General features: G+C 39.1%; 16 protein-coding genes. 8 read left to right on the top strand and 8 right to left on the bottom strand.

The genetic code is table 11. From position 1 onward, the window contains the following. Positions 1 to 40: 40 nt before the first annotated feature. The gene (ppsA, locus tag AC0L4E_RS09790) at positions 41 to 2,410 is read left to right on the top strand and encodes a phosphoenolpyruvate synthase (protein ID WP_473679047.1); all 2,370 of its coding nucleotides are present in this window, start codon (positions 41 to 43) and stop codon (positions 2,408 to 2,410) included. Positions 2,411 to 3,026: 616 nt separating this feature from the next. Here ppsA and AC0L4E_RS09785 read toward each other — a convergent pair. The 3 genes from AC0L4E_RS09785 to AC0L4E_RS09775 all read right to left on the bottom strand — a co-directional run bounded on the left by AC0L4E_RS09785 (position 3,027) and on the right by AC0L4E_RS09775 (position 5,230). Next, positions 3,027 to 3,389 carry a hypothetical protein gene (locus tag AC0L4E_RS09785; protein ID WP_473679046.1) on the bottom strand — a complete coding sequence of 121 codons (363 nt, stop codon included), beginning with the start codon at positions 3,387 to 3,389 and terminating at the stop codon, positions 3,027 to 3,029. A 95-nt stretch (positions 3,390 to 3,484) separates the two neighbouring features. Further along, positions 3,485 to 3,862, bottom strand: coding sequence for a hypothetical protein (locus tag AC0L4E_RS09780; RefSeq protein WP_473679045.1), 378 nt, complete (start codon positions 3,860 to 3,862; stop codon positions 3,485 to 3,487). Between the two features lie 558 nt (positions 3,863 to 4,420). After that, on the bottom strand, positions 4,421 to 5,230 hold the full coding sequence (locus AC0L4E_RS09775) for a tRNA (adenine(22)-N(1))-methyltransferase (RefSeq protein WP_473679044.1): 810 nt from the start codon (positions 5,228 to 5,230) through the stop codon (positions 4,421 to 4,423). 564 nt (positions 5,231 to 5,794) lie between these two features. Between AC0L4E_RS09775 and ydiJ the strand changes: the two genes are divergently transcribed. From ydiJ to catB, 4 genes are all read left to right on the top strand, one after another. Then, positions 5,795 to 8,854 (top strand): D-2-hydroxyglutarate dehydrogenase YdiJ, encoded by a 3,060-nt coding sequence (gene ydiJ, locus AC0L4E_RS09770; RefSeq protein ID WP_473679043.1) that lies wholly within the window; start codon positions 5,795 to 5,797, stop codon positions 8,852 to 8,854. After that, positions 8,847 to 9,305 carry a DUF1285 domain-containing protein gene (locus AC0L4E_RS09765; RefSeq protein WP_473679042.1) on the top strand — a complete coding sequence of 153 codons (459 nt, stop codon included), beginning with the start codon at positions 8,847 to 8,849 and terminating at the stop codon, positions 9,303 to 9,305. The genes ydiJ and AC0L4E_RS09765 overlap by 8 nt, the downstream gene beginning before the upstream one ends. A gap of 192 nt (positions 9,306 to 9,497) precedes the next feature. Then, on the top strand, positions 9,498 to 9,908 hold the full coding sequence (locus AC0L4E_RS09760; RefSeq protein ID WP_473679041.1) for a MarR family winged helix-turn-helix transcriptional regulator: 411 nt from the start codon (positions 9,498 to 9,500) through the stop codon (positions 9,906 to 9,908). 324 nt (positions 9,909 to 10,232) lie between these two features. Beyond that, positions 10,233 to 10,865 carry a type B chloramphenicol O-acetyltransferase gene (catB, locus tag AC0L4E_RS09755; protein WP_473679040.1) on the top strand — a complete coding sequence of 211 codons (633 nt, stop codon included), beginning with the start codon at positions 10,233 to 10,235 and terminating at the stop codon, positions 10,863 to 10,865. Positions 10,866 to 10,953: 88 nt separating this feature from the next. On the opposite strand, the gene AC0L4E_RS09750 is transcribed toward catB, so the two are convergent. From AC0L4E_RS09750 to AC0L4E_RS09730, 5 genes are all read right to left on the bottom strand, one after another. Further along, entirely contained in the window at positions 10,954 to 14,061 is a 3,108-nt protein-coding gene (locus AC0L4E_RS09750) for an efflux RND transporter permease subunit (RefSeq protein ID WP_473679039.1), read from the bottom strand. Next, positions 14,058 to 15,398, bottom strand: a complete 1,341-nt coding sequence (locus tag AC0L4E_RS09745) for an efflux RND transporter periplasmic adaptor subunit (protein ID WP_473679038.1) — start codon at positions 15,396 to 15,398, stop codon at positions 14,058 to 14,060. Before AC0L4E_RS09745 ends, AC0L4E_RS09750 begins: the two co-directional genes overlap by 4 nt. 2 nt (positions 15,399 to 15,400) lie before the next feature. Then, positions 15,401 to 16,057 (bottom strand): TetR/AcrR family transcriptional regulator, encoded by a 657-nt coding sequence (locus AC0L4E_RS09740; RefSeq protein WP_473679037.1) that lies wholly within the window; start codon positions 16,055 to 16,057, stop codon positions 15,401 to 15,403. A gap of 254 nt (positions 16,058 to 16,311) precedes the next feature. Next, complete coding sequence (locus AC0L4E_RS09735; RefSeq protein WP_473679036.1) at positions 16,312 to 17,469, bottom strand: iron-containing alcohol dehydrogenase; 1,158 nt, start codon at positions 17,467 to 17,469, stop codon at positions 16,312 to 16,314. 21 nt (positions 17,470 to 17,490) lie between these two features. Then, positions 17,491 to 18,189 carry a type 1 glutamine amidotransferase domain-containing protein gene (locus tag AC0L4E_RS09730; RefSeq protein WP_473679035.1) on the bottom strand — a complete coding sequence of 233 codons (699 nt, stop codon included), beginning with the start codon at positions 18,187 to 18,189 and terminating at the stop codon, positions 17,491 to 17,493. 200 nt (positions 18,190 to 18,389) lie between these two features. Between AC0L4E_RS09730 and AC0L4E_RS09725 the strand changes: the two genes are divergently transcribed. The 3 genes from AC0L4E_RS09725 to AC0L4E_RS09715 all read left to right on the top strand — a co-directional run bounded on the left by AC0L4E_RS09725 (position 18,390) and on the right by AC0L4E_RS09715 (position 22,122). Beyond that, a complete protein-coding gene (locus AC0L4E_RS09725) occupies positions 18,390 to 19,310 on the top strand; it encodes a LysR family transcriptional regulator (RefSeq protein WP_473679034.1) in 921 nt (306 codons plus the stop codon). A 770-nt stretch (positions 19,311 to 20,080) separates the two neighbouring features. Beyond that, positions 20,081 to 20,506 carry a DUF2057 family protein gene (locus tag AC0L4E_RS09720; RefSeq protein WP_473679033.1) on the top strand — a complete coding sequence of 142 codons (426 nt, stop codon included), beginning with the start codon at positions 20,081 to 20,083 and terminating at the stop codon, positions 20,504 to 20,506. Positions 20,507 to 20,931: 425 nt separating this feature from the next. Further along, positions 20,932 to 22,122, top strand: coding sequence for a class I SAM-dependent rRNA methyltransferase (locus tag AC0L4E_RS09715; protein ID WP_473679032.1), 1,191 nt, complete (start codon positions 20,932 to 20,934; stop codon positions 22,120 to 22,122). Positions 22,123 to 22,231 lie beyond the last annotated feature (109 nt).

Genomic DNA, 22,231 nt, shown 5'->3' with positions numbered 1-22,231 from the left:
TGTGAAGGGGCCATTGAAATAAACTTGTGGAGAGATAACTGTGCAGCAATACATACTCTGGTATCAAGAACTAGGCATGGGTGATGTAAACAAGGTTGGCGGCAAGAATGCGTCACTTGGTGAAATGATCAGTAACCTAGCAAACGCAGGCGTTCAAGTTCCAGGCGGATTTGCGACAACTTCTCATGCGTTTAATGAGTTCCTAGAGCAAAGTGGTGTTAACCAGAAAATTTTCGACATTCTAGCAACTTTAGATGTTGATGACGTTAATGAATTAGCGAAAGTTGGTGCACAGATCAGACAGTGGGTTATCGATACCCCATTTCAACCAGAACTAGAAAACGCAATTCGCGAAGCTTACGAGCAACTTTCTAGTGAGACTCAAGAAGCATCATTTGCAGTACGTTCATCAGCAACTGCTGAAGATATGCCTGATGCATCATTTGCGGGTCAGCAAGAAACTTTCCTAAACGTTAAAGGCTTTGAAGCGGTACTACTTGCTATTAAGCATGTATACGCATCGCTATTTAACGACCGTGCAATTTCTTACCGTGTTCACCAAGGTTACGAGCATCAAGGTGTAGCATTATCTGCTGGCGTACAACGTATGGTACGTTCAGATAAAGCATCATCAGGTGTGATGTTCACTATGGACACTGAATCAGGTAACAACGACGTTGTCTTTATCACTTCATCATTTGGTTTAGGTGAAATGGTAGTACAAGGTGCAGTTAACCCTGATGAATTCTACGTTCACAAACCAATTCTAGCGCAAGGGCATCAAGCCGTTGTGCGCCGTAATATCGGCAGCAAGTTGATTCAAATGGTTTACTCTGATGATGCTTCACATGGTAAGCAAGTGAAGATTGAAGATATTCCAGCTGAGCAGCGCAGCATTTTCTCAATTAATGATGAAGAAGTGATGGAGCTTGCTAAACAAGCTGTCATTATTGAACAGCATTATGGCCGTCCAATGGACATCGAATGGGCTAAAGATGGCAACGACGGTAAGTTATATATCGTTCAAGCGCGTCCAGAAACAGTTCGTAGCCGTGAAGATGTGCAATTAATTGAACGTTACCACTTAAAAACTAAGGGCGATGTTGTCTGTGAAGGCCGTGCTATTGGCCATAAAATCGGTACTGGTGTAGCTAAAGTGCTTGCATCAATCGAAGACATGGATCAAATCGAGCCAGGTGATGTACTTGTCACTGACATGACTGACCCAGATTGGGAACCAATCATGAAGCGTGCAAGCGCAATCGTCACTAACCGTGGTGGCCGTACATGTCACGCTGCGATTATCGCACGTGAACTTGGCGTACCAGCAGTTGTTGGTTGTGGTGATGTCACTGACCGTATTAAAAATGGTCAAGTGGTGACAGTATCTTGTGCTGAAGGTGACACTGGTTTCATCTATGACGGCAAGCAAGAGTTTGAAGTTATCACTAACCGTGTTGACTCATTACCTGATTTACCGATGAAAATCATGATGAATGTGGGTAACCCTGATCGTGCATTTGATTTTGCTCGTTTACCAAACGAAGGTGTAGGTCTTGCGCGTCTTGAGTTCATCATCAACCGCATGATCGGTATTCACCCGAAAGCATTGCTTGAGTTCAACTCACAGCCTGCTGAGCTTCAAGAAGAAATCAACGAGATGATTGCTGGTTATGAATCGCCAGTTGAATACTATGTTGCTCGCCTTGTTGAAGGTATCGCGACTATTGGTAGTGCGTTCTACCCTAAGAAAGTAATCGTACGTATGTCAGACTTTAAGTCTAACGAATACGCTAACCTTGTTGGTGGTGACCGTTACGAGCCAGAAGAAGAAAACCCAATGTTGGGCTTCCGTGGTGCTAGCCGTTATATCTCTGAGTCATTCCGTGACTGTTTCGCACTTGAGTGTGAAGCGATTAAACGCGTTCGTAACGATATGGGTCTAAAGAACGTAGAAATCATGATCCCGTTTGTACGTACTGTTGATGAAGCTGCTCAAGTCATTGAATTGCTGAAAGAGCAGGGCTTAGAGCGAGGAATAGACGGACTTCGCGTTATCATGATGTGTGAGCTACCTTCTAATGCATTGTTGGCTGATCAGTTCTTAGAGCACTTCGATGGTTTCTCTATCGGTTCTAACGATTTAACTCAGTTAACTTTGGGTCTTGACCGTGACTCAGGCATCATCAGCCATTTATTCGATGAGCGTAATGATGCGGTTAAAGCATTACTATCGTTAGCGATAAAAGCGGCTAAAGCGAAAGGTGCATACGTAGGTATTTGTGGCCAAGGCCCATCTGACCATGCAGACTTTGCACAATGGTTAGTTGAGCAAGGCATCGACACAGTTTCACTTAACCCTGATACTGTTATCGACACTTGGTTATACCTAGCAGAAGAGCACGCTTAATTGCTCGGTTAATTTGGCTAATAAGTTAGCTAAATGAAAAAAGCCGCTTAAATGCGGCTTTTTTGTGTCTGTAATTTGTGTTTTTTTATTGTGACTCTGTTTAAGTCTTTAACTGCCAGACATATATTATGGCTTTATCAAGACATGGAATTTAGTGCTTAGGTATAAATTGAGATTTATGAATAAAAGGATAGATTCAAATGGCATTAGCAAAAATCATTAGTTGTCATGTTACTGACGAACAAAAAGAGAGTTTTTCCCACAGCCAAAGCCAATGGGGCTTAAGCGCATTAATTAAAGTCATACCATCTATTAGGTACAATTTTTTATTGAGTTTGATTGGATATATTTCCTAAATAAATACTAAATGTAAATTGCGCTCAATGAAGGTTTAATTTAAAAATGAGTCGCATTGTAATGACTTTTCTTTACTGAAAATAACTATATCAAATAAGTAAAGTGTTCTTATTGTAAATGTATAGATAGCTGTGGAATAAAAAGCACGAAAGCTTATTTGCTTTTGTTTGTAGCTGGGGAGCTGAAATTAGCTTGGACTAATAAGTAAAAACACCTCTTGTTTGAAAGAAGTGTTTTAATTTGTATACTGAACAAACGTTTACCTAATGTTCGAGCTGACTTGATTCGCTAAGTATTGATGTATTGCAGTCGCTTTTTGCTGAACCTCTACACAACGTTTAGTGATTTGTTTGTAGTTTTCGACGTTTGAGCGACCTCTATATTTGTTTACAGCTAATCTAACTTCGTTTTGATTTTCAAACAAATTGAGAACGCCTTCAATTTCAGTAGTGTTTTGACTCCATACCTCACGTGTTGCATAGCATTCAGCTAATTCTGCTATTAAATCTTGCTCTGCTTTTGAGCTATCTTTAGCACTGTTATTAATTAAACTACTATTTGCGGACAAGTCGAATGAACATAAAGAAACTAAGCTTATGATAATCAATAAATATGTCTTCATAAAATTGTACCTGTGATGGTTTACTAACCTTAGAAAACATAAACTGTTTATGTTTTCTAAGAGTTAGGTTTAAGACATTTATAATTGAGCTAACTTTACTCTGCAGCTAAGTTGGTTTTTTCATTAACATAGTTGTTAATGGATACCGCTCTTTGATTGATTCGAGTACATCCACGTGCGATTTGAGTTCGATCTAAGCTTTGAACGCCTAAAGCCATTGTTTGATAAAAACGGCTGTTATATTTATTTATAGATACTCTCACTTGCTCTTGATCATATAAACTTAAAACATTTTCTATTGACGTTGTATCTTTGCCTAAAAAATCAAACTTAACGTAACAATCTGTGAGATCTTTTAATAACTCATTTGCTACGTAATGATTTTGATTTGCTTGCGGCACATTATTTTCTGCAAAGGCGTTAAGGCTAACTAAAGTTGTCAAAGCTATAGCTACTGATAGAGTTTTCATCATATTAAATTTCCTAAAATATAGTTGGTAACTAGGTAAAGGCAATATAATCAATCATTTGCTCAGATACAGAAAAGGGTGAAGAATACGTTACTCTTTCCATGAGCTATTGCGTCCATTCCTTGGTTTGATTTCATCTAAGAACAATGCGGATAGCTTAATACATTACATAATCTTAGTAATATAATCATAGCAGATATTTTAACCATGTCTAAGGTAATTTAGGAAGGGCTAAATTGGTGTTAATGTGTATATTTTTCAGATGATTAAAGTTTGCATGGAGTTGAATTATTTTCTACACTTGCTTTATATAGTTAGGTATTCCTAATCGTGCTATCGATATTACTAAATTATCAGTTGAACCAGAAAGATCATTTATAATTTTTAATGACATTCCTATACTAATCATCTGAGAGGATAAGAATACAATCAATTTTTTGTAATTGAGACATGTTATCAATCTTGTATTACCGAAATAACAGTTTACTCAGTGTTGACTGTAATTGAGTGCATAATTTCACTTAAGTAGAAATTTATTGATGAAAGTTAAACCACCTACCATTAACTACAACTAAACTTGCCTATTTTGACAGCTTGATAAGCCTCAATGATGTGCTGCACATTGGCAGTTTTGCCGTTTTGAATACGTTGATAATGAGCTAATGTTTTATTCAAATAACGTTTTGGGGTATTTGTTTGTTCAAGCTTTTTTGAACTCCAAATTTGTTTGCCTGCTAGGCTGACTGCTTCATACTTTGATTTATGATGAATATCATTTTGATTAGAGGTTAAAATGATTTCATAAAAGCGCTGATTTTCTTCAATCAATACTTCATGCTCTAAACTAAATTTTAAAGCTATTAGGTTTTCTCTTAAGCTATATTGATGATGAACAGGGCAAAGTAAGAAATCAATTTTTAACGCTGAATATCGCTGTTGAATACTGGTAATAAAATCATTCATCAAATCGCCGCCAACGCCTGCAATAATAACCAAATGTTTGCCTGAATATTGTGTTAAAGGTAGCACCGCAACATCAATACAATGTGTAAACCATTTAGATTGTACTGGTTTGTTCAGTTGAACTTTTTGGGTCAACTTTTTACCTGCCCCTGAATTGGGGGAAGAGAACTCGTTAAAGGTTTCATCTTTAACAATCTTACTGTGCGAAGCTGGAAAATATTTAGTTAAGCTTTTATCAAGCTTAGCCATTAGCTCAGGCACTATATCAACAAAGTGTATGTTAGGCGCGGCGTTACGCTTTAATAAAGCAGCACCAAGAAACCCATGGTCACAACAACAATCCCAAATATGCTCATAGTCTTTTTCAACCATACTATTGATCTGCTGTAATCTTTTACTGAGTTTCATTTGATATTTAATCCGAGCTAAAAAATGGTTTGATAATGTGCAGCGACTGGAATGCTTTCAAAATGGTGTTGAAAGTTGGAGGAGTTTAAATTGAATTAAATATTAAAACTTCTAATCCCAAAAAATTGCCGCATAAAGCGGCGCATTGTAATGGTTTTCAGTGGTTATGGCTAAGTATTCATAACAGTACAACTGGATTAGTTTATGTCTGCGATCATATCTTTGTATAACTTAAGTAAAACGAGCAAGGTGGTTCACTTCTTCAGGTCATGGGTTAATAAATCAATAGCGGTATGATCTTTTAAATTCAATTTTCGCTTTGCATTTCGCAAGGGGCTTTTATCTGTTCTATGAAATGAGAATCTGTCTATTTAAACTAATTATTACCTTAAAGTTATGCAAATATATCAAAGTAAATTAAAACAGAACCTTAGCTTAGTATGATGACTTTTCAGTAAAGATAATTTATCAGCTAACTGACTGATGAAAATTACTAACTCAACTACTTAGCGGCTCTTTTTTTGTTTATAATGATCACAAAATTACTATAAACAGAAGTCCAATATGCTGCCGCTGCTATCTCATCATCAAACTTTAGAACCTATTTATTTAAGCTTTCTAGATGCGCTTGAAGCGTCATCGTTTGCAGGCGAAATAGATAAGCGTTACAGCGCAAGATTGATTCAAGCAACCGACAATTCTGTTTATCAATTTCTGCCACAAGCGGTTATTTACCCATTCAATCAAACTGATGTCGAGCTAGTATTAACCCTGGCAGCAGATCCTCAATACAAACAAGTAACGTTTAGTGCACGGGGTGGCGGGACAGGTACTAATGGTCAGTCGCTTACCCATGGTCTAATACTTGATGTTTCAAGACACATGAACCAAGTGCTTGAAGTTAATGCCGAAGAGGGCTGGGTAAAGGTTCAGGCTGGTGTGGTCAAAGATGCGTTAAATGATGCACTGCGACCTCATGGTTTCTTTTTCAGTCCTGATTTATCGACTTCAAATCGCGCAACCGTGGGTGGTATGATCAACACTGATGCCTCTGGTGCAGGTTCATTAGTGTATGGTAAAACTTCTGATCATGTTTTAGGGCTTACCAGTGTTTTAGTGGATGGTAGCGTATTAACTACGGCTCCTATTAAGGCTGAGACTGCGCTTAATCAGCAAGTTGAAGCTAATCCATTTGCGCAAAATATCATTGGTCAGATTGCAAAGCGTTGTCATGACAAACGCGATTTAATTGTTAATCAGTTTCCTGCTTTAAATCGCTTTTTAACTGGTTACGATTTACGTCATGTTTGGAACGATGAGCTAACCCAATTCGATTTATCGCGTATTTTAGCCGGCTCTGAAGGCACTTTAGCAGTATTAACCGAAGCGAAGCTTAACATTACGCCGCTTCCAAATACGCGAATGATGCTGAATATCAAATATGACTCGTTTGAATCGGCATTACGCCATGCACCTTCTTTGGTCGCTGCGAGCGCTACAGTGGTTGAGACCATTGACTCGAAAGTATTAAATCTTGCCCGCGAAGATATCATTTGGCATTCGGTATCGCACCTTATTGAAGCAGTACCCAATAAAACCATCGAAGGCCTCAACATGGTTGAGTTTGCAGGCGATGAAGATGACGTTAAGCAACGTATTGGTAAACTTGAGGCGGTTTTAGCAAGCCAATTGGCTAATGAAGAGGCTGGCGTTGTTGGGTATCAAATCACTTCAGATAAACCGAGTATCAATAAAATTTATGCCATGCGTAAAAAAGCTGTGGGACTACTTGGGGCAACAAAGGGCCGCCGTAAGCCATTAGCCTTTGCTGAAGATACCGCTGTACCGCCAGAGAATTTAGCTGATTTTATTATGGAATTTCGTGACTTATTAGATGGTCACAAACTGCAATATGGCATGTTTGGTCATGTCGATGCTGGAGTTTTACACGTGCGTCCCGCACTGGATATGTGTGATGAAGCAGATGAAAAACTGTTAAAAACCATTTCGGATCAAGTTGCTGAGCTTACCCTTAAATATGGCGGGTTAATGTGGGGTGAGCATGGTAAGGGGGTACGCGGCGAATATGGTCCAGCGGTATTTGGCGATGAACTGTATGGTGAACTAGAAGAAATTAAAGGTTTATTCGATCCGCAAAACCGCTTGAACCCAGGTAAGTTAGTTGCTCCGAAAGACAGTGGTCCAATGATGTTTAATGTTGATAGCGTTAAACGTGGCACATTCGACAGACAAATCCCAGTTCAAGTACGTGATGCCTTTCCTGATGTGATGAACTGTAATGGTAATGGGCTGTGTTTTAACTACAGTAGCTATTCATTCATGTGTCCGTCATTCAAAGCAACAGGGGATCGTATTCATTCGCCCAAAGGGCGCAGTGGATTAATGCGTGAATGGCTACGTTTGCTAGAAGCTGAAGGTGTTGATGTTGATGCTCTGGCTAAGTCAAAACCTTTAAGCTTTTTACAACGGGCTCAAAATAGCTATAACGCAGAGCGTGACTACGATTACTCCCATGAAGTTATGGAGTCATTAAAAGGCTGTCTAGCTTGTAAAGCGTGTTCAGGGCAATGTCCTGTAAAAGTGGATGTGCCAAAATTTAGAGCGCAGTTCTTCAATATTTATTACAAGCGCTATATGCGTCCAGCAAAAGATTACCTAGTTGCAGGTATCGAAGACTTGCTACCTATGATGGCAGCTATGCCAAAAGTGACTAATTTAGCGTCACAAAATAAGTTAAGCCAATGGGTAATTAAAAAGTCGATTGGCTATGTAGACTCGCCAGCGTTATCTGTTCCTACCCTTAAACAACGTTTAGATGGTCATGAAAGCCGTGGCTATGATTTAGAGGCACTACAAAAAATTCCAGAATCTGAACGTTCTGAATATGTGTTAGTGGTACAAGATCCTTTCAATAGTTTTTATGATGCAGAGCTGGTATATCGCTTTATTCAGCTGATTAAAGAAATGGGCTTAAAACCAGTGTTACTTCCATTTAAACCCAATGGTAAGCCGACACATATTAAAGGCTTTTTAGATAAGTTCGCCAAAACAGCGCAATCCAGTGCTGACTTTTTAAATCAAGTTCATACACTTAATATGCCGATGGTGGGGTTAGATCCTGCACTTGTGCTTTGTTACCGCGATGAATATCAGCAAGTGCTTGGCGATTCCCGTGGTAATTTTGAAGTGTTACTGGCAAATGAGTGGCTAACCTATGCCATTAAAACAATGCCCGCGCTGAATAAAACTGAGCAAAAGTTTAGCTGGTTTAGTCACTGCACAGAATCTACAGCAAAACCTGCCACGCCAGCTGAATGGAAAACCATTTTTAGTCATTTTGGTGCTGAATTTGATGTGATAAACGTTGGTTGCTGCGGTATGGCGGGTACATACGGCCATGAACAAGATAACTTGGGTCGCTCTACTAAATTGTTTGCCATGTCTTGGCAGCCAACGCTCGACAATATTGACGATAAAACCCAAATTTTAGTGTCTGGGTATTCTTGTCGTAGTCAGGTTAAACGATTTGCAGGCTTTAAACCCAAGCATCCAATTGAAGCACTGCTTCAATTAATTGTACAGACGAGCAAAGCTAATGGCTGAACCGGTTAATATTGCTAAGCAAATTGGGCAGTTATCAACTGCTCATTCCAATAGCAATGAAGTCGAACTTTGCAGTGAAACACCCATGTTTGAGATTAACGGCGAGGGGGACTGGTCATACCTAAACAGTCCGCTTCCTGCTAAGTTTGCTAAGTTGTTTTCCAGTGTGCTGAATTACATTGATGGGGAATATTTTTTAATAACCCCCGTTGAGAAAGTCAAAGTGCTCGTTAAACGACATGCGATAGTGTTGGTGGATTACGATATAAACGATCAAGATGGATTAACATTCATTAGCAGTATCGGAACTAAGCATGCTATAGCTAATACATCAGCTGTTATTTTGTTAGATGATGCCATTGAAATTGAAATTGAAATAGAAAGAGGAGTTAAAGCGGGCTTAGGACGTGCTTGTTACTACCGATATATTAATCAATTTGTAACAGACTGACTAAAATAACGGTCTTATACGTACTATGTCTAATAATCAGTGGCATTATAAAATCAGATTGTAGTAAAGCCATATTAAAGTGAAAACTTGTTTATATGATAGTAATCTAAAGTACAACTCAACAGTCGTATTCTTAGCTTGATTCATCTACTGACCAGTAGCTAAGACTTGATGAGCATGTAGGAGCGGTTTATGAAACGTTATGAAAGTCTTTATTATCAAATATCTCACCTCAACATCATGCTGCAAAATGAGCTTGATGAACGCCTAAAACGCTACGAACTAGACGTTAAACTTTGGCCTGTGTTGTTTTCGTTGTGGCAAGAAGAGGGCATAAGCCAAACTGAGCTATCAAAGCTTTGTGATGTGGCTAACTACACCATGACGCGCCTACTCGATCAACTTCAAGTGCAAGGCTATATTACTCGCCATCAAGAGTCAGACAATCGCCGTGCATTCCAAATTTTCTTAACTGACGCGGGTAAAGCGCTAGAGCAAGATTTAATCCATGAAGCGCAGTGGGTTAATGAGAAGTGCTTGGAGGCTCTTGATGAGCAAGAACAGCAAACCTTATTGCAGTTATTGAATAAGATTAATCAATAAAGTTTATTGATAGTGCTGCGCTTGATTCATAGCTTTGATTACTGATCACATTCTTTATTTAATATCATCACTGCTCCACATTAAACATCACAATAGTCTTGAGCACCTATCGCCAAACTTAGTAATTTGGTTCGAAAATTAGTACTTTTATTTGAAACTCATTGCTGTTGCTTGAAGTTTAGGCTTGAAGCTGAATAATTTAGTTGAAGCTGCTAATACATAATATGATGAGTGTTTTTAAAGAATAAACTGTGAAATTTAAGCTTAATTTACATGGCATCGAGTGGGTAAAACAAACATTATCTGTTTCAAGAAGGAATCGAGTTGAACAATTATTTTGAAAGCCCTTTTGTTGGTAAGTCTCTGAAAGAACAAGTGACTAACCCTAATATTATAGTGGGCGAGCATAGCTATTACTCTGGTTATTATCACAATCATAGCTTTGATGATTGTGCGCGTTATTTACTCGCTGACAGGACTGATGTAGATAAATTAATTATCGGAAGTTATTGCTCAATAGGTTCTGGTGCTGTGTTTATGATGGCGGGCAACCAAGGGCATCAACATCATTGGGTTAGTACGTTTCCATTTTTTTACCAAGACAATGAAAACTTTGCTGAAGCTAAAGATGGTTTTGTACGTTCGGGTGATACGGTCATAGGAAATGATGTTTGGATTGGCACTGAAGCAATGATTATGAGTGGTGTATGTGTTGGCGATGGTGCAATTATCGCAAGCCGCGCAGTCGTCACTAAAGATGTGGCACCATATTCTATTGTTGGTTCAAACCCTGCAAAACATATACGTTACAGGTTTACAGAGACTGAGATTTTACAGTTATTAGAAATGAAATGGTGGCAATGGAGTGATGAACAAATTAAAGGTGCAATGAGCTTTATGTGTTCATCAAATATTGAAGGGCTTTACGAATACTGGCAAAACATGAAGCGTATGTAACAAACACATTGTCATTGAAGCCCAATTAAAAAGGCCGCTAATGTTATCATTAACGGCCTTTTTAGTGCTCATGTATTGGGTTTAATCCTTATGCTGATAACTCTTCATGCTTATGCACTAAGTTAAAGTCAGCTAGTACCGCGTAGGCACTAGGGATAATAAATAACACCAACAAGGTTGAGGTGAAAATACCGAACACGATTGAAATTACAATCGGTTTAACGACTTGTGCTTGCAAAGAGGTTTCCATAAGCAACGGTAATAAGCCTGCAGCTGTTGTTAGTGAGGTTAAAAATACCGCTCTGAATCTATCTCGACTTGCCTTAACCACGGCTTCTTGAATGTTATCGCCAATGTCGACATGGTGGCGAATATATTGCACCAGCAAGATGGAGTCGTTCACTACAATCCCGGCTAATGAAACGAAGCCTAAAATTGATGGCATTGATAAACTATGACCTGTGAGTAAATGTCCCCAGAACACGCCAATTAACGCAAGAGGAATGGCTAACATGACCACGAAAGGCTCTAAGTAGCTTCTAAATTGGAAACTTAAAATCGCGAATAAACCAAATAAACCAATGATAAAACCTTGCATGAAAGATGCACCGGTTTTAGCGGTTTCTTTAGCTGCGCCTTCATAATCCACTCTTAGCCCTGGGTATTTTTCGCGAAGTTCGTGGGCATATTCATTTTGTACTTTACTGACTATTTCACTGCCATTGGCTTTAGTGTTATCTATGTCTGCCATGACAGTCACCGTGCGTTGGCTTTCAATTCGTTGAATACGAACATATGAGCGCTCGTAATCAAGGGTGGCTACAGCGCTTAGGGGTAACTGATTACCATCACCTAACATAATGGGGAAGTTGGCTAATGCCTGTAAGTCACCAGCTTGTTGTTTGTTTAAACGTACCTGAATTTCAATGTTTTCAGGCCCTGCTTGCACGTCATCTGCGGTCTGGCCAAAGTATGCTGCACGTAATTGTGATGCAATCATTTGCCCGTCGACACCATAGTTTTCAGCGCCGTCTCGCAGTTTTACAAGCACTTCTTCTTTACCTGGGCGCATGTCATCTAATATGCCGTTGACGCCTGAGAACTGGCTTAAATAAGACTGTAAATCTACTGAGGCCATTTTAAGCAATTCAAGATTGTCATGTTGAAGTCTGACTTCGACATCTCGTCCTGCAGGGCCCATGCTAGGCTGTTTGAAGACGAGAGATAATGGCTCAGCGATATCACCACTTTCTAAGCGCCAGTCCCGAATAAAATCGTCAATTAAGCTTTCGCGGGTTTCAGCTGATAGCAAATCTAAACGAACCGTTGCCACGTGTGGGCCTGATTCACCTGCATCGGCGTTCATGTTGTATTGCTCGGTGATATAACGAATTAAATCTGAGTCTTCTTGATTTTCTTCGGTATAACGTTCGCCCACTTTATTGGCACTGGCAACTAACTTTTCTACCACTTGTTTAGTTTGATCGAGTGTTGAGCCCGGCGGCAAAATAATCCGCGCTTCGGCGATATCACCATCGAGTTCTGGGAAACCGACAAACTTAACAGCGCCGCCAGCGACGAGGGCAATAGAGACAAACAATAACCCTAAAGTTGCGCCAAGGCTTGCATAACGCCATTTAACTACAAAGGTCACGGCATTGACTAAATTGTTATTGCGAAAGTGCTCAAACTTTTCCAAGAAAACACGTTTAAATTTAAGTGGTGGCTTTTCATTTTTATTTGATTTTAAAGAGTGACTTAAATGATTCGGTAAAATCAAAAATGCTTCAATTAGGCTGACGCTGAGCACCATGATAAGCACTAAAGGCACCACTGATAATACATCGCCCATTTGGCCATCAAGCCATAACAGGCTACCAAAGATGAATACAGTGGTTAAAAAGGATGAAAATACCCCTGGGGCGACTTTTTTAACACCTTGAGTCACTGCATCATTTATGGGTAAACCTTTTTCAACGTGGGCGGCTACAGATTCAGCAATCACAATCGCATCGTCCATCATAATACCAATGGCCATTAATAGACCCACTAGGCTCATGATGTTGATTGATACGCCAAATACCCACATTAAAAATAGCCCTCCCATAAAGGCTACTGGCAGACCTGCCGACACCCAAAAAGAGTAACGCAGTGAGAAAAATAACCACATTGAGAAGAACACTAAGATGATCCCTTGCCAACCATTTTTAAGTAGCATGGATAATCTATCTTGCAGTAAGGATGACATATCGTTAGTGAGGGTCAGAGTCACGCCATCTGGCGCGACAAGTTGCTCTTGGGCGACAAATTCAGTGACACGTTCTTTTATTCGTAAGGCATCATCAGCTTTGTTTTTCTGAATTTTAAGCACAGCAGCGGCTTTACCGTTAAATATGGTGTGCTCTTCTTCGAGTTCAAACAGATCTTCAATTTTGGCTATGTCTCGCAAGCGTACTACGCCGCCTTCAGGGTTAGATGACACGATTATTTTACCCAAATTTTCAGGGGTAATACGGCGCTCATCGAAGCGAATTAATAAGTTTTTATCTGATAATTCAACGCTACCGGCTGGCATTTGTACATTTTGTCTACCGACTTTATCGGCAACTTCTGCAACTGTTAGCCCTAAACGCCTGATGTCCGCTTCGTTTAACTCAACCCGTATTTGATGATCAGAAAACCCAGAAACGGTAACTAAGTTCACGCCAGCATCAATTTTTAAACGACGCTTTAAATCTTCTGCATAAGACTTTAAGTGGGGTAAACTTGCATCGGCTGCAATGGCGATATCTACCACAGGTTCAGCCCAATCAAGTTCTTTAACCGTTGGCGGATCAATTTGTGATGGGAAGTCTTTAATGGCGTTAATCTCAGTTTGGATATCAACTAGACTGCGCCCCATATCCGCATCGCCGGTTAATTTAACGGTTAACGAAGCAAAACCTTCTTGGGCATCACATTTGGTTTCTTCAATGTCGCTTAACCCATCAATGGCATCTTCCATTCGCAGACATAAGCTTTCTTCAACTTCAGCTGGAGAAGCACCTGGGTAAACCACGCTGGCAATAATGTAAGGTGGGCTAAATTCAGGGAACGTCTCTCGTTTAATCTTGCCAATACTGCTGAGACCGACGACAAAGAATGCCAACATCATCAAGTTTGCAATTGTCGGGTGACGAGTGAAAAAATTAATCACTGGTTAGACTCCTCAACATTTGGCTTGTTGTGCTCAGCAATTTTTAAACTCATGCCTGCAATGGCTGGAATGAGATCGTTAGTGACTATTTTATCGCCTTGAACTATTGGGTTTTCGTTTGTTTGGCTTTCAATGGCGACGCCATCTTCAGTGCGATATACCACATTGACCTTGGTAATCTGTAACTTGTTTTCTGCATTCATAACATAGATTTGGTCGCCATGGAGCGCTTTTTCAGGGATGACAAATTGTTTCGATGGGTAGCCATGAATATAAGCAGTCACAAACATCCCATTGGTTAAAGGCGGGCGTTTAACTAAATTCATATCATTGAAGTCTTGTTCGACTTCTAAGTAAAAACCAATGGTTGCCTGATCTGGGTTGATGGTGTCGGCAATACGAGTCAGTTTTGCTTGCCACTGGTGATGCTTTTGACCCATGTTGATTTCAACGAGAGAGTCAAAGTTCACCTTTTCAATTGAGGGTAATGATGCAGTGTCACGGGGAATGTCCGAAATGCTGCTAATTAAAGTTTCAGCATCTTGCAGTGATAACTCTGCTTTTATTTCAACCGCGCCAAGCTGGTGGGCTTCAAATAATACTGAACCATTATTAACAGCTTGTGCACGTTCAATATTAACCTCGGCAATACGGGCATCAAAGGGCAGGGTAAAGCGAGTATTATTTAATTGCCTTTGTGCATCATTGAATAATGCTTGGTTTACTTTGACCTGAGCCTGGGTGACTTTTCTATCGTCAGGTAGCAAGCTTAGGCTACTGTTTAAATCTTGCACTAAGTTACGCTGCGCCAGAAGAGCCTGTTTTTGGGTTTCAAGTTCTGATTTAGAAATCAGATTCTTGGCATTCAGGGCCTGTTTACGTTGGTATTCTTGATCCACTAAGGTGAGCTTTTGTTGCTCGATTTCTAAACTGGTTTCAAGGTTTACTTGTTTTTGAGTTAGCTGAATAAGCTGCGCTTCTGCCGAATTTACATTCGCTTCAGCTTGGGCTAGTTTTAGTTCGTATTCAAGCGGGTCAATAGCAAGCACTAAGGTGTCAGCTTTTATTAAACGACCAGTCTCAAGCTCTGGATGACGGTAAATGATTTTACCACCCACTTCAGCAATACCCTGCCAACTATGCTTTGGTGCAACGCGGCCATAGGCTTTAATTACTGGCATACTTTGCTGTTTGTCGAGGCTAAATACTTCAACCAAACGAGACTTATCATGACCTGCTTCGAGTTCGGGTGAAGATCGCATCGCAATGGCAATAAATAAAATAATAAATCCAGCTGCAATGCCGGGAAATACGTAACGTCTTTTTAAGCTGGTCATGTTTAGCGGTCCTGACTTGGTTTAGATTCATCGGCGATTAGCCCATGACGTAAAAGTGATGCATTGTGTTTAGCGAGTTTTTGAAAAAATTCAGGATTTGTTTTTATGCCCACGGCTTGTTTAATTAAGTCCGGCATAAGAAATGGAAATACCAAAAGGCTGATAAAACTCATTTTGGCGCACATGATATCTACATCTGATTTAAGCATGTCAGCTTGTTTGAGTTGATCAAATATCGTCATGCGAGTCGTTGGAAATATTGCGAATAAATTCGCTTGTAGTTCTTGATTTACTTCAGTAGCAGCAAGATTAGCTGTGCGGAAAATAAGCTTGGGGAAATCTGGGTTTTGACTCATTAAGGTATAATAAGTCGTTAAAATATCCTCAGGAGAACTGGCAGCAAATTGTTTATTGGTTTGTTGAATCTTTTCAAACATAGGCGCTAAAGTTTCTTTTAGCATTTGACTGAATAAACCCATTTTAGAGTGAAAATAATAGCGAATAAGGCTGGCGTCGACATCGGCTTTTAATGCTATGGCGCGCACTGATACTTTTTCATAATCATTTTCAACAAATAAAGATCTCGCGGCATCGATTAAAGCACCACGTTTATCCATTTGTGTTAATGGTCTTCCTGCTGACTTTTTAGTTGTTGCCATGATATCTGTGGGTTTGAGTGTAATTATTCAAGTGTAGAATATAGTAAGCTAATGTGGTGACATCGCTAAGGGAATTAATTCTACAATATTCATCTAATGATGAATAAATTGCGGTTATAAAGGTTAGATCACACTTTAAGCTTCATTTAAACAAACGTTTAGCTGAAAACAAAACAGGCTAGCAAATTGCTAGCCTTCGAAATGACTTACCGAAATTATAAATATAATTACATTTTAAAAAGCATGAGCCTAACTTATAAAGCCGTTGTTAAAATCTCACGGCTCACAGCTAAGTCGATATCGCCATGTTCACCTAATTTGGTCATGCCGTGCTTTTCAAGTGCTGCAACTAATACATCCACTTGCTCTGCGCCAACATCAATATCACTTAAGCGTGTTGGTACTTGCATTAGCTTGAAGAAGTCTTCAGTTGCGCTAATGGCTTGATCAATTTTTTGCCCATCAGTGCCAGTTGTAATGCCAAATACACGTTCAGCGTACTGGACTAATTTGCCATGTTTTTGCTCACGGCGTACTTTCATGACTGCTGGCAAAACTATTGATAACGTTCTTGCATGGTCAATACCGTGGCTGGCAGTTAATTCATGACCAATCATATGTGTTGACCAATCTTGAGGAACACCGGCGCCAATTAAGCCGTTTAGTGCCATAGTCGCAGACCACATGATATTGGCTCTGATTTCTAAGTCTTCTTTAGTGTCTGCAGCCAGTGCTTTCGGGCCTTCTTCGATTAATGTTTGCAGTAAACCTTCACTGAAACGATCTTGTACTTTACCGTTTACATCGAATGTTAAATATTGCTCCATAATATGGATATAAGCATCAATAACGCCGTTGCCAATTTGGCGATCTGACAGTGAAAGAGTCACCGCAGGATCAAGTACTGCAAATAATGGGCGCAATAACGGGCTACCAAAAGGAAGTTTATTGCCATCACGAGTGATAACACTACCACCGTTAGACTCTGAACCTGTCGCAGGCAGAGTTAATACTGCGCCAATAGGTAATGCGTCAGCAACTGAAGCGCCTTTTGCAACCATATCCCACGGGTCTTGACCTTCAAACTTAGCAGCAGCGGCAATAAATTTAACCCCATCGACCACGGAACCACCGCCCACAGCCAGTAAGTAATCAATCTTTTCTGCTTCAATGATGGCTTGAGCTTTCATTAGGGTGTTGTATTGAGGGTTTGGCTCAATACCTGAAAATTCAAACCAAGTGTGGTCTTTAAGTGCTTCAGTCACTTGCTGATAAACACCGTTAGATTTAATCGAACCACCGCCGTAAATCATTAACACTCTTGCATCAGTAGGGATTTCACTACTGATTGCATTAATTTGGTTCTCACCAAAAAGGATTTTGGTGTTGTTTTGAAATGAAAAATTAAGCATGAGATTGTCCTAAATAATGTGTTATGCGCTGATATGAGAGACGAGTTTTTGCGCTGTAATGGACGAGCTTGCAGGGTTTTGACCTGTTATTACTAAGCCATCTTGTACCGAAAATGCATGCCAGTCAGCTACTTTTTGATAGTCTGCATCACGTTTTTGTAATTCATCTTCAAGAAGAAACGGTACAACATCAGTTAATTGAACAGCGTCTTCTTCAGTATTACTAAATCCTGTTACTGCTTTACCAGCCACTATATAGCTACCATCGTTATTTTTCGCATTTAATAGCGCTGCACTTGCATGGCAAACAGCAGCGACAGGTTTGCTTTGTTTAATAAATTGCTCGATTAATGCAATAGAGTCAGCATTATCTGTTAAATCCCATAATGGTCCATGACCGCCTGGGTAAAATACTGCGTCATAATCGTCTGCTTTGACTTCAGATAATATTAACGTTGAAGCGAGATGTGCTTGGGCTTCTTTATCGTTATCAAATCTACGTGTGTCATCGGTTTGAAAGTCAGCAAGTTCGCTGCTTGGATCAATAGGCGGTTGCCCGCCAGCAGGTGATGCTAAAGTGATTTCAAAACCCGCATCTTTAAATACAAAGTAAGGCGCGGCGAACTCTTCTATCCAAAAGCCAGTCTTGTTACCTGTGTCACCTAAAGCATCATGTGATGTAAGCACCATTAATAATGTTTTTGCGTTTACTTGAGTCATGAGAAATCCTTGTATGCTGTTTATATCAAACCGTGTTTGGTTTTAGTCTGTTATCTAAATCTTGAAGCCAGTATAGAAACAAGAACTAAATCAAACAATGCAGACTTTTTAGACTTCATTGTTTGAATAATTGATACAATGGTGCGGTTAAGGTAGATTTATGCCTAGTGTTGATCCGGTTAGAACAAGTTGAGTGAATAATGAATGTATCTTTTGAGCAATTAAAAAGTATGGTGGTTTTTTCGCAAGTGGTTGAACAAGGCAGTTTAAGTGGGGCAGCTAAGCATATTGGCCTTTCAAGGGCGGTAGTGAGCTACCATTTGAAAAAGCTAGAAGAACATTTACAAGTCAAGTTACTCAATCGTTCAACAAGAAGTATCAGACTTACCGAAGAAGGGCATGCTTATTACCAATCCTGCAAGGTCATTGCAGAGCAAGCTTATTCGGCGAATAAACAGATTGAAAATATGAAGAGCGAGCCTATGGGCTTGATTAAAATAACTTGTCCTGTCAATGCGGGCCTTGAAACCATTGTGCCTGCATTAAATGAATTCAAAACCTTGTATCCAAAAATTGAGTTGGATGTCATGTTGACTGATGAAGTTGTCAACATTATTAATCAAGGCATTGATATTGCTATTCGAGGTGCACCACTGGTTGATTCAAGTTTACAAGCCACTAAATTATCTGTGTTAAAAACCTGCTTATGTGGTGCGCCAGAATATTTTGAAAAACACGGTAGACCGAAAAATCCGGGGGATCTTAGTGCTTATGACTGGGTGGTATATAAACCATTAAAGAAAATATTAGAGCTAAAAAAGGGCACTCGCTCCTTTAGTATCGAAATGAAAGGCAGTATTACGACCAATAACGCATCTGCTCGAACTGCTTTTGTAGAAGGAGGACATGGCATTGGCCGTATACCAACATATGATGCTTGGCCTAAAGTAAAGCAAGGGACGTTAGAAACTGTGTTAGATGATTACCAACTATCTGACATCAACATTTATGCGGTATTTCCTCCCGGTGCTGCCGACTCCAAAAAAGTCCGTTTATTATTAGATTTTTTGAAGGTTTACTTCGATAAGAAGGTAAACAGTCTCGAGATAGGCTTGAAATAGAACTATAAAATGTTGTTCTTAATTTTGATAATCAATTACTTGGGTGAAACTTTTGACATTAACTTAATGAAAATTTTGTGTTTGATTAAGGTAATGTTCCGATATGACAGTAGCTCAGGAAGAGTAATGACTAAGCAATAGCAACCAAAAAAGAATGACCAAGCAGCAAATAAAAATGTAAAGCTCACAAAAGGGTGATTGTTGTTCAGCGAATACATTTTTAAATCTAGAATGACTGAATACCAGAAATAGGATGACAATGTAATCAATATACCGCTAGCAACAGCTAAAGAAATTGAAGATACAGTGCGTTGTTGATGCTTAGAAATTTTTTGTGCTTTAAAGTGATAATTACAAAGACTTTTATCATGCTTTATACATTGTTTTTGGCAGGCACATTTGTCTGAAATTTTAACAATTTCTGTCTGACACCGAGTACAAACGACTTTTCCCTGATTAACTTTACCCATTACTTCGGTACCCCCAATACCTTAGAAATTTTTACTTAGCCTTTCTTTTTATTTTATTACCTTAACGATTGTTACAATTGTTTTCTTTGCATTAAATCAATAAAGATTATAAATATTAAAAAATAGAGTAATTAATTATCAAGCAGCTTGAAAATATAAAGGTAACTTTTCATACATTTAAAGTCGTTTTAATAATATTTTTATTGCTGATGAAAGTTTTTATCATATCTCGAGGTCTTATAGTTTGTGTGGTGTGAAATGAATTTTATATGGATTAATTTATCGAGACTGGAGTTTGACATGAATACTAAATTAACTTTATCAGCAGCGTTAAGTTTACTTTTAACAAGTTTTGCTGCGCAATCTTCAAGCATAACCTTACATGATGATCTTGATATCGATAGTGTCAATGGCATCGTGATTGAATTTCAACGTGAAGTGGATCTTGTTGCTGGTGAGCAGCTCATTGAAGTCAGCTACAGTGACTTGTTTCAAGACAATGCAGATGACTCAGGTCATTGGGTTAAATCTGAACCACTATACTTAAAGCTGGATGTGGCTGGTAATGAGAATTACCATCTTGAATTACCAGAGCTTTATTCGGCTGAGGCTGCAAAAGATTTTCTACAAAACCCAGTCATGACTTTATCAATTGATGGTCAATCTAAAGACGTCACTTTATTGAGCCAGTCTCAATTATTTACTTTACTTTTATTAAAGCAATAGTAAATAGTATTAAAGCGGTTGAATTTTTTTATAAGTTAATATTAATAATTCACTATTTTACTCTTAAATTATTAGAGTATGCTTTATTTTACGACTAAATTGAATACATTGAATAATGTGTTAATTTTTCAATGTGAATATACATTAATGTCCTTCTTTAACTTTTCTTTATATTAATAAAGTATATAGCTGTAAAGTTATAAATAATAATTTCGTCATTAATTTAGCTAAAGCATAGGATCTGTCCTAGGGGAAACGCCATTTAAATTATTTAAATGGCGTTTTTATTCAATAATTTAAAAATTATTGAATCTGCTGTTAATCAGGAGGTTTAGTCCACAAAATCCGTCTAATTGCTGATTGTAACTTGCGTTCCCATGTTAGGATCCTTATCATCGCGATCCCAAAATGAAAAAGGCAACATCATGGCTATCAGAATCAAGCTAAGACCCAAGCGTGAAAAATCACTAGAACGTAAACACCCATGGGTTTTTGCTAGTGGTATACATAACATTAAAGGTAAACCACAAGCGGGTGAAACTGTAGATGTTGTTGCGCATGATGGGCATTGGTTAGGCCGTGGTGCATGGTCACCAGAGTCTCAAATCCAAGTTAGAGTTTGGACTTTTGATAAAGAAGAACAAATAGATAAAGACTTCTTTATGCGTAGAGTTCAGCGAGCTCAAGCTGGGCGAGAAGCGCTTATCTTAGAGCAGGGCTTAACTGGCTACCGTTTGATTGCCGCTGAATCTGATGGGTTACCGGGAATTACCATTGATAAGTACGCTAATGTTTTGGTCTGTCAATTATTAAGTACAGGTGCTGATTATTGGAGAGATACCTTAGTTGAAGTATTAGCTGAGCTTTATCCTGATTGCGCTATTTACGAACGCTCTGATGTGGACTCTCGCAAAAAAGAAGGTCTAAAACCTGTTACAGGTTTATTGCATGGTGAATTGCCTGAAATGCCAGTCGTTATTGAAGAGAATGGTATTAAAATTTCGGTAGACGTCACTAAAGGGCATAAAACTGGCTTTTATTTAGATCAACGTGATAATCGTGCTATTGCTGCGCGTTTCGTTAAAGATAAAGCGGTATTAAATTGCTTCTGTTATACGGGGACTTTTGGTTTATATGCTGCAAAAGGTGGAGCTGCTAGTATTGAAAATGTCGATGTGTCTAAACTCGCGTTAGATACCGCCCGTTTAAATATGGAAATTAACGGCTTTAATGATGATCATGTTAACTACCATGAAGCGGATGTTTTTAAGCTATTACGCCAATATCGTGATGAAGGTAAAACCTTTGATGTCATTGTATTAGACCCGCCGAAGTTTGCAGATAATAAAGCACAGCTTAATGGTGCTTGTCGTGGTTATAAAGACATTAATATGATTGCGATGCAATTACTTAATCCTGGTGGAACTTTGCTGACTTTCTCTTGCTCTGGTTTGATGGCCGCTGATTTATTCCAAAAAGTGGTTGCTGATGCAGCGTTAGATGCTAAACGTGATGTACAGTTTATTGATAGATTGAGCCAAGCAAGCGATCACCCTATTGGCAGTGCTTTCCCTGAAGGCTTCTACCTTAAAGGTTTAGTGGCGCGAGTTTTCTAAATTTGGTAATGACTTCTAGCTATTTGCTAAAAGCTAAAGGCTACCTAAGGTAGCCTTTTTTGTTTTAAATTCGCTAATTAGTGTAGTTTGGTCAATGATTATAGTTATA

The sequence above is a fragment of the Shewanella sp. GJ50-10 genome (assembly GCF_055808815.1).
This window is presented reverse-complemented; position numbering and strand designations above follow the sequence as displayed.

Coding starts and splice junctions, on each gene's coding strand:
- AC0L4E_RS09715 (WP_473679032.1), top strand. CDS start 20,932: ATGGCTATCAGAATCAAGCTAAGACCCAAGCGTGAAAAATCACTAGAA.
- AC0L4E_RS09760 (WP_473679041.1), top strand. CDS start 9,498: ATGAAACGTTATGAAAGTCTTTATTATCAAATATCTCACCTCAACATC.
- AC0L4E_RS09785 (WP_473679046.1), bottom strand. CDS start 3,389: ATGAAGACATATTTATTGATTATCATAAGCTTAGTTTCTTTATGTTCA.
- AC0L4E_RS09740 (WP_473679037.1), bottom strand. CDS start 16,057: ATGGCAACAACTAAAAAGTCAGCAGGAAGACCATTAACACAAATGGAT.
- AC0L4E_RS09745 (WP_473679038.1), bottom strand. CDS start 15,398: ATGACCAGCTTAAAAAGACGTTACGTATTTCCCGGCATTGCAGCTGGA.
- AC0L4E_RS09735 (WP_473679036.1), bottom strand. CDS start 17,469: ATGCTTAATTTTTCATTTCAAAACAACACCAAAATCCTTTTTGGTGAG.
- AC0L4E_RS09780 (WP_473679045.1), bottom strand. CDS start 3,862: ATGATGAAAACTCTATCAGTAGCTATAGCTTTGACAACTTTAGTTAGC.
- AC0L4E_RS09765 (WP_473679042.1), top strand. CDS start 8,847: ATGGCTGAACCGGTTAATATTGCTAAGCAAATTGGGCAGTTATCAACT.
- AC0L4E_RS09775 (WP_473679044.1), bottom strand. CDS start 5,230: ATGAAACTCAGTAAAAGATTACAGCAGATCAATAGTATGGTTGAAAAA.
- AC0L4E_RS09730 (WP_473679035.1), bottom strand. CDS start 18,189: ATGACTCAAGTAAACGCAAAAACATTATTAATGGTGCTTACATCACAT.
- AC0L4E_RS09725 (WP_473679034.1), top strand. CDS start 18,390: ATGAATGTATCTTTTGAGCAATTAAAAAGTATGGTGGTTTTTTCGCAA.
- ydiJ (WP_473679043.1), top strand. CDS start 5,795: ATGCTGCCGCTGCTATCTCATCATCAAACTTTAGAACCTATTTATTTA.
- AC0L4E_RS09720 (WP_473679033.1), top strand. CDS start 20,081: ATGAATACTAAATTAACTTTATCAGCAGCGTTAAGTTTACTTTTAACA.